Origin of the sequence: Dactylosporangium sp. CA-052675 (genome assembly GCF_050947935.1) — a bacterium.
GTDB lineage: Bacteria > Actinomycetota > Actinomycetes > Mycobacteriales > Micromonosporaceae > Dactylosporangium.
On the sequence record NZ_CP192010.1, the window covers coordinates 6,131,448 to 6,144,135 of the forward strand.

At 70.3% G+C, this 12,688-nt stretch carries 10 protein-coding genes; 4 read left to right on the forward strand and 6 right to left on the reverse strand.

From position 1 onward, the window contains the following. Nucleotides 1-8: 8 nt before the first annotated feature. On the reverse strand, nt 9-1,061 hold the full coding sequence (locus ACQP1P_RS27375; protein ID WP_433074440.1) for an ABC transporter substrate-binding protein: 1,053 nt from the start codon (nt 1,059-1,061) through the stop codon (nt 9-11). Between the two features lie 199 nt (nt 1,062-1,260). Further along, nucleotides 1,261-2,502 (reverse strand): extracellular catalytic domain type 1 short-chain-length polyhydroxyalkanoate depolymerase, encoded by a 1,242-nt coding sequence (locus ACQP1P_RS27380; protein WP_433074443.1) that lies wholly within the window; start codon nt 2,500-2,502, stop codon nt 1,261-1,263. 260 nt (nt 2,503-2,762) lie between these two features. Between ACQP1P_RS27380 and ACQP1P_RS27385 the strand changes: the two genes are divergently transcribed. Continuing rightward, complete coding sequence (locus ACQP1P_RS27385) at nt 2,763-3,926, forward strand: IS110 family transposase (RefSeq protein ID WP_433074446.1); 1,164 nt, start codon at nt 2,763-2,765, stop codon at nt 3,924-3,926. Between the two features lie 96 nt (nt 3,927-4,022). On the opposite strand, the gene ACQP1P_RS27390 is transcribed toward ACQP1P_RS27385, so the two are convergent. Next, nucleotides 4,023-5,114 (reverse strand): cellulose binding domain-containing protein, encoded by a 1,092-nt coding sequence (locus tag ACQP1P_RS27390; RefSeq protein WP_433074449.1) that lies wholly within the window; start codon nt 5,112-5,114, stop codon nt 4,023-4,025. A gap of 361 nt (nt 5,115-5,475) precedes the next feature. Between ACQP1P_RS27390 and ACQP1P_RS27395 the strand changes: the two genes are divergently transcribed. The 3 genes from ACQP1P_RS27395 to ACQP1P_RS27405 all read left to right on the forward strand — a co-directional run bounded on the left by ACQP1P_RS27395 (nt 5,476) and on the right by ACQP1P_RS27405 (nt 9,926). Then, complete coding sequence (locus ACQP1P_RS27395; protein ID WP_433074452.1) at nt 5,476-6,246, forward strand: IclR family transcriptional regulator; 771 nt, start codon at nt 5,476-5,478, stop codon at nt 6,244-6,246. A gap of 288 nt (nt 6,247-6,534) precedes the next feature. Further along, on the forward strand, nt 6,535-7,923 hold the full coding sequence (locus ACQP1P_RS27400; RefSeq protein ID WP_433074455.1) for an extracellular solute-binding protein: 1,389 nt from the start codon (nt 6,535-6,537) through the stop codon (nt 7,921-7,923). After that, nucleotides 7,920-9,926: an ABC transporter permease subunit gene (locus ACQP1P_RS27405; protein ID WP_433074458.1), complete on the forward strand. Its 2,007-nt coding sequence runs from the start codon at nt 7,920-7,922 to the stop codon at nt 9,924-9,926. Before ACQP1P_RS27400 ends, ACQP1P_RS27405 begins: the two co-directional genes overlap by 4 nt. A 200-nt stretch (nt 9,927-10,126) precedes the next feature. On the opposite strand, the gene ACQP1P_RS27410 is transcribed toward ACQP1P_RS27405, so the two are convergent. From ACQP1P_RS27410 to ACQP1P_RS27420, 3 genes are read right to left on the reverse strand one after another with little or no spacing between them, the layout of a single operon-like run. After that, nucleotides 10,127-10,957: a nitrilase-related carbon-nitrogen hydrolase gene (locus ACQP1P_RS27410; RefSeq protein WP_433074461.1), complete on the reverse strand. Its 831-nt coding sequence runs from the start codon at nt 10,955-10,957 to the stop codon at nt 10,127-10,129. After that, nucleotides 10,954-11,670: an NADPH-dependent F420 reductase gene (gene npdG, locus ACQP1P_RS27415; RefSeq protein WP_433074464.1), complete on the reverse strand. Its 717-nt coding sequence runs from the start codon at nt 11,668-11,670 to the stop codon at nt 10,954-10,956. The genes ACQP1P_RS27410 and npdG overlap by 4 nt, the downstream gene beginning before the upstream one ends. Beyond that, entirely contained in the window at nt 11,667-12,674 is a 1,008-nt protein-coding gene (locus ACQP1P_RS27420; RefSeq protein ID WP_433074466.1) for an LLM class flavin-dependent oxidoreductase, read from the reverse strand. The genes npdG and ACQP1P_RS27420 overlap by 4 nt, the downstream gene beginning before the upstream one ends. Between the last annotated feature and the right edge of the window lie 14 nt (nt 12,675-12,688).

Here is a 12,688-nt window from a genome sequence, read left to right on the forward strand (position 1 = left end):
GCGGGCCCCTAGTTGGTGCCCGCGTTGATGACCGCTTTGTCAGAGGCGATGCCCTTGACGTTCCACTTCTCGAGGATCTTCATGTAGGTGCCGTCATCCATCAGCTCCTGCAGCGCGGCCTTCATCGCGTCGCGCAGCTCCGGCTTGTTCTTGGCGACCGCGATTCCGGTGTAGCCGCCGGCCATGCGCGGGTCCCCGAACAGCTTGAGCGCGCTGCCGGCCTGCTTGACCGCATACGCGGCCGGTGCCGTCGAGGCGAACACCGCGTCGACGCGCTGGCTGGTCAACGCGACGACCGCCTGCGGGTTGCTCGGGTAGACGGCGGACTCGATCGCCGGCTTGCCCACGTCCGCACATTCCTGCTTGGACAGGTCCTCGATGATCAATGCCTCGGCGCTGCCGGCGCCGACGCCGACCCGCTTTCCGCAGGGGATCGGGTCACCCTGGTAGTCGCTGCGCGTGATGAAGGACTGGGAGACGCGGTACGCGTCGAGGATGTCGACGGCCTTCTGGCGCTCCTTCGTGTCCAGGAAGCTGATGCCCGCGTCGAAGCGGCCGGCTTCGATGCCGGTGATCACTCCGGTGAACTTCGTCCGGGTGAAATTGATCTTCAGCCCCAGTTTGGCCGCGATCGCGTCGAGCATCTCGGCGTTGTAGCCGATCACGTCCTTCTCGTTGGTGTCGAGGAAGTTGTCGGGCGGGAAGTCGGCCGAACCCGCGACCTCGATCGTGCCGCGGGCGGCGACGTCGCTCGGCACGAGGGTTCGCAGGCTGTCGTTGGCCGCCACATCAGAGGCGGGCTTCTTGGCGTCGCCGCCGCCTCCGCAGGCGCTCACCGTCGCGAGAAGAGCCAGGGCCACAGGGATGAGGACACGAGATCGCTTGCGCGTGGAGAGGTTCATAGCGCCTCCAGAAATACGTGATGCGGCGTACGCTATGCGATATATTTCTGCGCGGCAAGAGTCTGAACGTCCGCTGAACAAGCCCTGGTCCCGGCAGTGTGACGCGGCCGCCAGCGAGGTGCCCGGCGGCCGCGCCGCGTGGGTCAGCGGGCGGACCACGCCTGGTGGCCGCCGCGGGTGCGGGTCCGAATCCCCACCGCACCGCTGTCTTGCCCGGTGGCGGGCCGGTGCGCGAGACGGCACACCGACTCGCTCGCGGCGTCACCGTCGCCCGCTGCGCCGGCCGCATGAATACGCGCCGTCCGTGACCGGCACTGCGGCGCCGGGCTGCGCCGCAGTGCCGTTCCCCGGGTGGGGCTTACGCGGTGGTGCAGGTGGCGCCGTTGAGGGTGAACCCGGACGGCTTGGCGGTGTTGCCGGTGTGGGTGGCCTGGAAGCCGATATCCGTGGAGGCACCGGGGGCCAGGACGGCGTTGTAGCCGGCATCGGTGGCCGTGACCTGGCCGCTGGACGGGCTGTAGGTGGCGTTCCAGCCGCCGGTGATGGTTTGCCCGCCGGGGAGGGTGAAGGCCAGCGACCAGTGGCTGATGGTCGTCGAGCCGGTGTTGGTGATGGTGATCGAGCTGGTCAGTCCGTTGTTCCAGGCGCTGATGGTGTCGGCGACCCGGCAGGCGCCGGTGCCTGCGGACGGCGGTGGCGACGAGACCGGCGGCGATGACACCGGCGGGCTCGACACCGGCGGGGTCGACGAGGGCGGCGGGCCGCTCGCGCCGTCGAGCCCCAGGAAGGCGATGGCGTAGGCGAGCTGCCCGGACATGGGCAACTGATGGCCGACGCCGGCGATGCTGATCCCCTCGACGGTCGCCTGGGTGCCCGTGTTCCCGTACCGGGTCCGGGTCCAGCTCGACTGCGGATGGTCGGTGAACGCCGGGGTCTGGCTCAGCCCGGCGAGGTTGGTCCACTGTTTGAGCTCCTCGCCGAAGTTCGGGTAGGCGAGGGTGGTGTCGGTGGTCCCGTGCCACAGCTGCATCCGCGGGTAGCGGCCGGTGTAGCCCGGATACATGGCCCGGGCCTGGTCGCCCCACTGCTGCGCCGTCTTGCTGATCGTGCCGCCGGAGCACTGGCTGTTCCACAGCGACCCGTTGGTGGTGGCGAAGCAGCCGGCCGGGACGCCGGAGAACGCCGAGGCGGCGGCGAACACGTCCGGGTACTGCGCGGCCAGGACGTTGGTCATCATCGCCCCGGAGGAGAAGCCGGAGACGACGATCCGGGCCGCGTCGATCGGGTAGTGCGAGCGGGCGTAGGCGACCATCGACATGATGCCGGTGGAGTCGCCGCCGCCGTTGCGCTTCAGCGCGGCCGGGGTGGACACGTCGAAGCAGTGCCCGTCGCGGGTCGCCTCCGGCAGGACGATGATGTACCCGTACCGGTCGGCGGCGGTCACGTAGTCGTGCCCGTTGCCGTTGAAGATGCCGCTCGCCGAGCCGCCGCAATAGTGCACGAGCACCAGCAGCGCCGGGCGCGACGCCGGCCGGGCCGGGACGTAGATGTACATGCCGAGGTTCGTCGGGTTGTTGCCGAAGCCGGTCACCTGGGTCATCCCGGCGGCGAGCGCGGGTGAGCCGGGCAGCAGCTACTTATTTACTGGATCTACGACCGCAGCCCGGCCAGGCTTGGTCGAGGTGATCGGTGGGGTCGCTCGCATTCAGCGGCTGCCCGTCTGTGGTTGGGGCGTGGCTCTCATCTGGCATGCACCCTGCCGGTCACCGCGGCGTGGAGTGGCTCCAGAGGGGACTGCCCAGCTCAAAGTAGCGCTGCCCTCCCGCTGAACCCCGGTTCGGTCACAGCGAGGAGGAACGCGTGGGACGCGTCATCATCGGGATGGACCCGCACAAACGGTCGGCGACGATCGAGATCATCGACGATCGGGAAACGGTCTTGGCGGGTGATCGGTTCGGCACCGACCGGGACGGCTATCGTGCGATGCTTGCTCTCGGCCGGCGGCATCCGGAACGGCTCTGGGCGGTGGAAGGCTGCAACGGCATCGGCCGGCACATCGCGCAGCGGCTCGTCGCTGACGGCGAGACCGTGGTGGACGTGCCCCCGAAACTGTCCGCCCGGGCCAGGGTGTTCGCCACCGGCAACGGCCGCAAGACCGACCCGGTCGACGCGCACAGTGTGGCCGTGGCAGCGTTGCGCACCAAGGGATTGCGGCACATTGTCGCCGACGACGAGACGGTGGTGTTGCGGCTGCTCGTGGACCGCCGCGACGAGCTCGGCCGGGCCCGGACCGACCTGGTCAACCGCATCCACAAGCTTCTGCTGGAACTGCTGCCCGGCGGAGCCAAGACGTTCCTGTCCGCCGATCAGGCCCGAGCACTGCTGGCCACCATCCGGCCGCGTGACCTCGTCGGGCGAACCCGCCGCCGGCTGGCGTCCGAACTGGTCGGTGAACTGGTCCAGGTCGACAAGAAGATCAAAGCGGCGAAGCAGGAACTGACCGAGCTGGTCAACGACAGCGGCAGCAGCCTGCTCGAACTCAACGGCATCGGCCCGTCCGGCGCGGCCCGCCTGCTCGGCGACATCGGTGATATCCGCCGCTTCACCAGCCGCGCCCATTTCGCGTCCTGGAACGGCACCGCACCCCTGGACGCCTCGTCCGGGGATCAGCAACGCCACCGCCTGTCCCGGGCCGGGAACCGGCGCATCAACCGCGTCCTGCACATCATGGCCATCGTCCAGCTCCGCCACGACACGCTCGGCCGCGCCTACTACCGCCGTCGCCTCGCCGAAGGCAAGACCGCGATGGAAGCCATCCGGGCGCTGAAACGGCGCCTGTCCGACGTCGTCTACCGGCGCATGCTCGGCGATATCCAGCGGCTGGAGACGGGCCCGGGAGGACAACCGGGGGCGACTCTGCAATCCAGCGCGGCTGACCCAAACCCCGAGGTCAACACTTCGGAACAGTCACTTCCCGGACCCGCCGACCACCACCCTAGAACACCGAACTCACACGCCGCTTGACAAAGAGGGGCGCCAGAGCCGTGAGCCCGGCGGCGAGTGTGACCGCCGCGGCGAGCAGGAGCCGGGAGATACGTCGCATGGATGCGTCCTTCGTGTTCAGGCGGCGGTGCAGCGCAGGGCGGGCGCGCCGGGGCTGCCGCTGACGGCGCCGAGGAAGCCGAACTGGGTGCTCGCGGCGGCGCCGAGCACGCCGTTGTAACTGACGTTGCGGGCCGTGACCGCGGCGCCGGACATGGTGACCGTCGCGTTCCACGCCTGCGACACCGACTCGCCGCCCGTGAACTGCCACGTGACCGTCCACGACGTGATCGGCGCCGAACCGGCGGTCACCGTGACCGCGGCCTGGAACCCGCCCTGCCACTGCCCCGTGACCGCGTAGGTCGCGGTGCACGCCTTGCCGCCGCCGCTCGACGCGGATGCGGACGGGGACGCGGACGCCGATGCGGACGCGGACGGCGAGGAGGTCGAGCTCGCGGTGCTGCCGATGCTGCCCGGCACGGAGCGCAGCGCGGTGTACCAGGTGGCGGCCATCTTGTCGTAGCCGCCGGCGGTGGGGTGGATGCCGTCGATGAGGTCGGCGGCGGTCAGGGCGGCGTGCATGTCGACCAGGTGGACGTGCTTGCCGGCGCCGGCCTTGCTCTGCACGATGCCGGGGATCGTGGCGTTGAACGCCCGGGCGGCCGTTTCCTGGCCGGAGTTGGCGAGCGGGATGATCGTGGCGACGAAGACTTCGGCGGTGGGCGCCCCGGCCGTGATGTGATCGATGAGCGTCGACAGCCGGCCGGGGGCGCCGCCGAGGTTGTAGTTCTGCAGCACGTCGTTGGTGCCGATGTGCAGCAGCACCGTGTGCGGGTCGGACGTGCGCAGCCAGCCGGCGATGTTGGCGTCGATCTGGTCGATGCGCCAGCCGGGGTGGCCCTCGTGGTCGTGGTCACCGAGGGCGGCCGGACCGTTGAACTGCGAGCCGACGAAGTCGACTCGGTAGCCGCCGGCGTTCACCCGTTGCCACAGGCCGATCCGGTAGCCGCCCGGCACCTGCGTGCCTTCGGTGATCGAGTCGCCGAGCGGCATGACCCGCACGCCCCCGTTGGACTCCGCGCCCACGGGACCGGTCGTCAGGATCGTCGCGGCCGCCACGAGCGCGGCGGCCAGCGCCACCCCCGTCACCAGTCGATGCAGAGGCTTCATGGGCCCTCCAGAAGACGATGATGTTAGCGCTAACAGCGCCGGCCCGACGGTGCCAGAGATACGGACTTCGTTCAAGTCGACATCCACGTCCGCCAGTCATACTCAGGCGCCGTCGAATGTAACTTTCCAAAGGACGCGAAGCACGACCTCCGCGACCCGGAATGCATAACACCTTTGCCGAAATGGCACTACACGGCGGCGTTGCACCACGATGCCGCACGGCCGCCGCGCTCACGGTGGCCGGGGCCGCCGGGTGCCGACCGCCGGCTGCCGCGTCACGACCCGGGGGGCCGTCGGGCCGCGTCATACAAGTCGCGGCCGACACAATGTCCGGACGCAAACGCTGCGAAAGGACGATCACATGCCCCGCGTGGTACCGGCGGTCACCCGCGCCCTCGACATTCTCGAACTGTTCCTGGATCGCCCCGAGCTCTCGGCCCGCGAGATCACCGAGCGCCTCGGCCTGCCGCGCACCACGGTCCACGAGCTGCTCGTCACGCTCGTCGCCCGCTCCTACCTGGTCTCCGTGCCGGGCCAGCCGGTCCGCTACCGGCTCGGGATGCCGCCGTTCCAGCTCGGCGCGGCGTTCGCCGAGCGGCTGGACCTCATGCGGGAGGCGCAGGAGGTGGCCCAGCGCCTCGCCGCCGCCTCGCACGAGGCCGTGCACGCCGCGGTGCTCGACGGGGCCGACGTGATCTACCTGGTGAAGGCCGACAGCACCCATCCCGTCCGGATGGTGTCCGCGGTCGGCCGGAGGCTGCCGGCGCACTGCACGGCGGTGGGCAAGATGCTGCTGTCGAGCCTCGACCCGGCCGAGCTCGACGCCCGGCTGCCGGCCCGGCTGCCCGGCATGACCCCGGACAGCATCACCGACCCCCGCCGGCTGCGGGCCGAGCTCGACGAGATCCGGGCCGCGGGCGTGGCGGTCGACAACGGCGAGTCCGACGGCGCGGTGCGCTGCGTGGGCGCACCGGTCCGCGACCACACGGGGGCGACCGTCGCCGCGATGAGCATCTCGGCGCCGATCATGCGCTGGACGCCCGCGACGCACGCGGACTGGACGCGGCTGGTGCGCGACGGGGCCGCGGAGCTGTCGACCCGGCTCGGGTACCGCGACCGGCAAGCGCATTGACACTGCTCACTCGGTCCTCTATGGTCGCGAGCACCTGAACCGAAATATCGAACCGTGTTCGAGATTTCGAACAGCGCATCGCCTCGGCACATGCGCCGATGCTCGCTGCGACAAATGCATTCACGAATACGCCGGCTGAATTCGGGTATTGACCGCCGACATTTCGTCGTCATACCGTTCGGCACACATCCGAAACATATCGAAAATGCCCCCGAGAGTTTCGAAACGTGGAGGAGGCGAACGGCCATGGGAGACCATCCGCTATGGACCCGGCGCAGCGTTCTGGCAATGGGGGCGGGCGTGCTCGGCGCGGCCGGCCTGGCCGCGTGCGGCGGCAGCACGACGCCGGCCCCACCGGCGCCGGCCGAGGTGCCGAAGGAGCTGCTCGACGCGGCGGCATCGCTCAAGGGCACGTCGATGGGCATGCTGTCGCAGAAGCTGTACTCGGAGGCGGCGAACGCGGCCCTGAACAGCTCGATCAAGAAGTTCGCCGACGCCACCGGCACGACGATCGGCAACAGCCTGGTCCAGGCCGACGCCGGCGACGTGGTGGCCAAGATCGACGCCGACGTGAAGGGCGGCACCGCCCGCGACCTGGCGTTCATGACCGACTCGCGGTTCGTCGCCCAGTTCCAGGCGCTGGGCGACCTCGAGGACGTGTCGGACGTCGTGCGCGCCCTGACCGCCATCTACGGCGAGCCCACCGCGGAGTCCAAGAACTTCTGCGTCTTCGACGGCAAATGGTTCGCCATTCCGTACCACTTCATCGGCATCGGCTCGTTCCTGCGCAAGGACTGGATGCGGGACAAGGGCATCTCCCCCAAGGAGGTGTACAGCTGGGAGGAGCTGCGGGACCTGTGCCTGGCGATCTCCGACCCGGGCAAGCGCCGGTTCGGCTGGGGCATGACGGTGAACCGGTCCGGGGACGCCAACGGCATGATCGAGGCGCTGATCAACGCCTACGGCGGGTCGATCGCCTCCAACGACGGCCGGAAGGTCACGTTCAACTCCCCCGAGACCGTGCAGGCGGTGACGTTCCTCGGCGACATCTACACCAACCCGAAGTACAAGCCGATGCTGCCGCCCGGGGTGGCCGCCTGGACCGACTCCAGCAACAACGAGAACTGGCTGGCCGGCATCCTCGGCTACACCCGCAACCAGTTCAGCGTCTACGCCGACTCCAAGACGAAGAAGAACCCCGTCTACGACAACACCCACGTCTTCGCCGACTGCACCGGCCCGGCCACCGACAAGCCGCTGCTGCTCGGCCAGTCCCAGGGGTTCGTGGTGTTCAAGGGGGCCAAGAACACCGCCCTGGCCAAGCTCCTGGCTCAGTACCTGGTCAGCGCCCCGGCCCTGGTCGGCGTGGCGAAGGAGGCCCCCGGCCTCGCGCTGCCGGCCTGGGAGAAGGTCTGGGACGCCGACCCGTTCTTCACCAGCGGTGACCCGGCGTTCCCGATCATGCGCAAGATCACCCAGCAGACACTGCCGCTGTCCACGAAGAACGGCCTGAACTTCCCGCAGCAGGCCAGTGCCGGGCAGCAGGCGGCCGTCGGCGCGTACGTGCTGACGGACATGATGCAGCAGGTCATCCAGGGCACGGCGCCGGCCCAGGCGGTGCAGGCCGCGCACACGAAGATGGTGCAGATTTTCAACCAGCAGGGCCTGCCGCAGTGACCACGGTCCGCACCGCCCCGGCGCGGCGGGAGTCCGCGCCGCCGGGGCCCGGCTCCCTCACCGCGGCCCAGCGGCGCCTCGGCCGCGACTGGCGGCTGGCGGCGCTGTTCCTCGCGCCGACGGCGGTCCTGGTCGGTGCGCTCGTGCTCCTGCCGATCGCCCGGTCGATCGTCACGAGCACCACCGAACGGCACGGCTCGGGCAGCGTCTTCGTCGGCCTGGACAACTACCTCGCCCTCGCCGGCGACGAGCAGTTCCGCACCGGCGTGACGAACTCCTTCGTCTTCACCGCGTACGCCGAGGTGTTCAAGGTCGTGCTCGGCCTGGCCGCGGCCCTGCTGCTGCACCGCCGGCGGCGCGGGCGGGCGGTCCTGGCCGGCCTGCTCCTGCTGCCGTGGGTGGTGCCGACCGTGGTGACGGCGTTCAGCTGGCGCTCCCTGCTCGACCCGATCTTCGGCAGCGTCAACATCCTGCTCACCGACTCGGGCATCGGCCCGCTGCTGGCCGCGGTGCACCTGGTCGACGAGTGGCCCGCCGGATGGCTGTCCGACCCGGCCCTGGCGATGCCGTCGGTGATCCTCGTCAACGTGTGGAAGGGCGTGCCGTTCTTCACCATCGCGTTCCTGGCCGGGCTCAAGGCCATCCCGGCCGACCGCTACGAGGCGGCGACCGTCGACGGCGCCTCGGCGTGGCAGCGGTTCGCGCACGTGACGCTGCCCGGCCTGCGCCACGTGATCACGGTGACGGTGACGCTGTCGTCGATCTGGACGTTCAACAACTTCGACCTGATCTGGCTGCTGACCCAGGGCGGCCCGGGCGACGCGACCGCCCCGTACGTGCTGGTGGCCTACTCGAAGGCGATCCTGCAGCTGCAGTACGGGGCGGGCGCGGCGGTGACGCTGGTGATGCTGCCGGTCATCGGCGCGCTGGTGTTCGTCCTGGTCCGGTTGCTGCGCCGGGACGCCGACGCCGCGCCCCTCGGACGGCCCACGGCGGTGCGCAGGGCGGTGCGCAGGGCGGTGCCGTGGGTCGTGGCGGCAGTGGTCACGGGCCTGCTGGCCTGGGCGTCGCCGCACATCTTCTGGAAGGCCGCGGTGGTGCTCGGCGTGATCGCGCTGATCGCGGCGGGGGTCGGCCGGGTGACCTCGGCGTTGCAGGCCCGGGGCCGGCGCCGGGCCTCGGCCGTGGTCTCGCGGCTCGGGTCCGATCTGGCGCTGGCCGCGCTGCTGGTGTTCGTGCTGGCCCCGCTGTACTGGATCGCGGTGACCGCCTTCAAGTCCGAGGGCCAGATCGTCATGCGGGTGCACGACCTGTGGCCGACGCCGTGGACCCTGGAGCAGTTCGGCGACCTGTTCACCACGAAGCCGTTCGGCCGCTGGTACCTCAACACGGTGCTCGTGTCCGTGGCCTCCACCGCGGTGGCGCTGGTCTGTGCGGCCCTGGCCGGGTATGCGCTGGCCCGCCTGCGGTTCCGCGGCGCGCAAGGGTTCACCGTGACGGTGCTGCTCACCTACGTGATGCCCGGGGCGCTGCTGTTCATCCCGCTGTACCAGCTGCTGATCCGGATGCGGCTGACCGACTCGCTGTGGTCGCTGGTGGTGACGTATCCGACGTTCACGCTGCCGTTCGCCACATGGTTGCTGACCGGCTACTTCTCGTCGATCCCGGTCGAGCTGGAGGAGGCCGCGCTCGTCGACGGCTGCACCCGCGTCCAGGCGCTGCGGCGCGTCGTGCTGCCCCTGGCCCGGCCGGGGCTGCTGGCGGTCGCGATGTTCACCCTGACCAACGCCTGGAACGAGTTCCTGTTCGCCCTCGTGTTCATCACCAAGGACGAGTACAAGACGCTGCCCGTCGGCATGCAGTCGATGATCATCGGCGACGTGGTGCCGCAGGGCCAGCTCGCGGCCGCGTCGCTGCTCGTCAGCATCCCGGTCGTCGTCATGTACGCATTCGGGCAGCGCTACCTGACCGAGGGGCTCACCGCCGGGGCGGTCAAGGGTTGACGTCGATCGCTGGACCGCTTGGCCCCCTGGCGCCGATCACCCGGCAGCGCGTCGGCGGCGCCTCGCAACGCGGTCGCCGGCGACGAGCAGCGGCCGCGCCGCCGGGAGCAGCAGTACACGTGCCCGGCAGGGGCCGGCGGGTGGAGCGGCACGGCGCATGCGATGAGGCACGACATCGCATGCGCCGCACCGGCTTGGGGTCAGGCCGTCGGGCCCATCTTCGTCAGGCGGGAATACAGCTCGGGCCGCCGATCCCGCAGGAAGGGCCGCTTGCGCCGGGTGCGGTCGATCAGGCTCAGGTCCACCTCCGCGACCGCCAGCCCGTCCGCGCCGTCCGCCGCCTGGGCCAGCACGTCGCCGTCCGGGCCGTAGACCGCGCTGAGGCCGAAGTAGTCCTTGACGCCCTCCTGGCCGACCCGGTTCGAGCAGATCACGAACAGGCCGTTGAACACCGCGTGCGCGCGCAGCTCCAGCTGGAAGACCTCGCGCATGGGGGCGCTGGCCGAGGCGACCGGCACGCAGAGCACCGAGCCGCCGCGCAGGGCCACGATGCGGCTCAGCTCCGGGAAGTGGCGCTCGTAGCAGATGATGGTGCCCACGCCGGTCTCGCCGGTGTCGACGACCTCGGGCTCCGAGCCGCCGGGCTGGAAGTAGAACTTCTCCGGGAAGCCGTTGGAGAACGGCAGGTGCGACTTGCGGTACACCGACTTGAGCTCGCCGGCCACGTAGGTGCAGGCCGTGTTGTAGTACACGCCCGGCACGTCGGCGGCCTCGAAGATCGACGAGACGATGGTCATGTTGTGCTGCCGCGAGCGCTCGGCGGCCATCTCGTTCGAGGGGCCGTCCAGGCGCTCGGCCAGCTCGAAGTAGTCGAGGTCCGGCTCCGGCTGCACGAACGGCACCGCGAAGAGCTCCGGCAGCAGCAGGATCCGGGCGCCCTGGCCGGCGGCGTCGTCGATCAGGTCGGCGGCGCGGCCGATCGTCTCCTTGCGGTCGTCGGAGGCCCGCAGTTGCAGTGCGGCGAGTTTCACGCTGGGACCCTCTCGTGCAAGGCCTGGGTCAGGCCGGTGATGGACACCCCGGAACGGGTCTTGTACCGCTTGTTCACCGAGATGAGCACGGCGGTCAGCGGTTCCAGCTGACGGGCCAGCCGCAGCCGACCCGCGTCGACGCCCCGGCCGCCGGTCACGTCGGCGGCCAGGCCCATGACGAGCTCCTTGGCCTCGCGGTCGTCGCCGCACACCAGGACGTCCTCGTGGCTCAGGTCCGCGTCCGGGTCCAGCAGCAGCGGGGCCGAGAGGTGGTGGAACGCGCCCACCACCGTGGCGCCGCCGGCCAGGGACGCGGCCTCCTCAGCGGCGCTGCCCGCGGCGACGTCGAGGCCGAACGGGCCCTGCTTGTCGAAGCCCAGCGGGTTGACGCAGCTGATGACGATCTTCCCGGCCAGGGCACCGGCCAGCGACGACACCAGCTCGGTGTGCCCGTCGTAGGGCACGGCGAGCAGCACGACGGGGGCGGAGGCGGCCGCGTCGAGGTTGGACGCACCGGTGATGCCCCCGGCCACCCGGCGCGACTCCACGGATCCGATCTCGAGCTCGTGCCCCAGCTCCACCGCGGCCGACGAGGCCCGCGAAGCGTCCCGGGAGCCGAGCACGACGGTGTGTCCGGCGCGAGCCAGGCGGTAGGCCAGGCCGCGGCCCTGGGGACCGGTCCCGCCGATGACGGCGATCGTGGTGACGCTCATGCCTTGGCCGCCTGCGCGAGCCGGGTGAGGGTCTGCTCCTTGTCGCCCAGCGTCGAGATGATCGGGCTGCGGACGCCGGCCTCGTGGTACGCCATCAGCTTCTCGAACGCGTCGTCCGTCGAGCCGCAGGCGGTCACGTTCTGGACCAGGCTGTTGGGGACGAGCCGCATCGCGCGCTTGATGTCCTCGGGGGTCGCGGGCCAGCCGGCGATCTCCTGCAGCCGGTCGACCAGCTCGCGCTCGACGCCGCAGTGCTCGGCGATGTGGGGCTGCTGGCACAGGTACAGCGTCAGGAAGGCCTTGCAGGCGTCGATGGCCTCCTGCGGGTCGTCGTCGTTGATGCTGCACGAGACGATCTGGGTGAGGTCGATCGACGTCTTGCCGTCGGTGCGCTTGGCCAGGCCGCGCCCGATGGCGGCGTTCGCGCCGACGAGGTACGACGGCGGCAGCAGGAAGTCCATGTGCACGCCGTCGCTGATCTCACCGGCGAGCTCGAGCATCTTCGGGCCGACGGCGCCGATGTAGATGGGGATGTCGACGGGCTTGTTCTCGCGGTACATGCTGTCGAACCGCACGCCGCGCATCTGCACGAAGTCGCCCTCGAAGTCGACGAGCTCGTTGCGGAAGAACGCCTGCAGGACGGTGATGTACTCACGCATCGACGCGATCGGCTTGACGAGGGGCTGCCCGACCTTGGTGGCCAGCGGCTCCCACCAGGCGCCGATGCCCAGGATCGCGCGGCCGGGCGCGACCTCGTCGAGGGTCTTGAAGGTGACCGCCATGAGCGCGGCGTTGCGGCTCTTGTTGTTGACGACGCCGGTGCCGATCTTCACGTTGCGGGTCCTGCTCGCGATGATCGCGGCCGGCACGATGCCGTCGCGGGCGAGGCGCCCCTCGGCGACCCAGACCGACTCGAAGCCGTTCTGGTCGGCGAACTCGGCCTGCCAGTAGGTCTGCTCGAGGCTGAGCCGCTCGCCGACGTGGATGCCAAGAGGGATTTTCATCGTGGTGAGGCTCC

Bases quoted from the DNA above. Each gene is read 5' to 3' on its own strand.
- ACQP1P_RS27380 (WP_433074443.1), bottom strand. From the start codon at position 2,502: ATGACCCAGGTGACCGGCTTCGGCAACAACCCGACGAACCTCGGCATG.
- ACQP1P_RS27390 (WP_433074449.1), bottom strand. From the start codon at position 5,114: ATGAAGCCTCTGCATCGACTGGTGACGGGGGTGGCGCTGGCCGCCGCG.
- ACQP1P_RS27395 (WP_433074452.1), top strand. From the start codon at position 5,476: ATGCCCCGCGTGGTACCGGCGGTCACCCGCGCCCTCGACATTCTCGAA.
- ACQP1P_RS27400 (WP_433074455.1), top strand. From the start codon at position 6,535: ATGGGGGCGGGCGTGCTCGGCGCGGCCGGCCTGGCCGCGTGCGGCGGC.
- npdG (WP_433074464.1), bottom strand. From the start codon at position 11,670: ATGAGCGTCACCACGATCGCCGTCATCGGCGGGACCGGTCCCCAGGGC.
- ACQP1P_RS27420 (WP_433074466.1), bottom strand. From the start codon at position 12,674: ATGAAAATCCCTCTTGGCATCCACGTCGGCGAGCGGCTCAGCCTCGAG.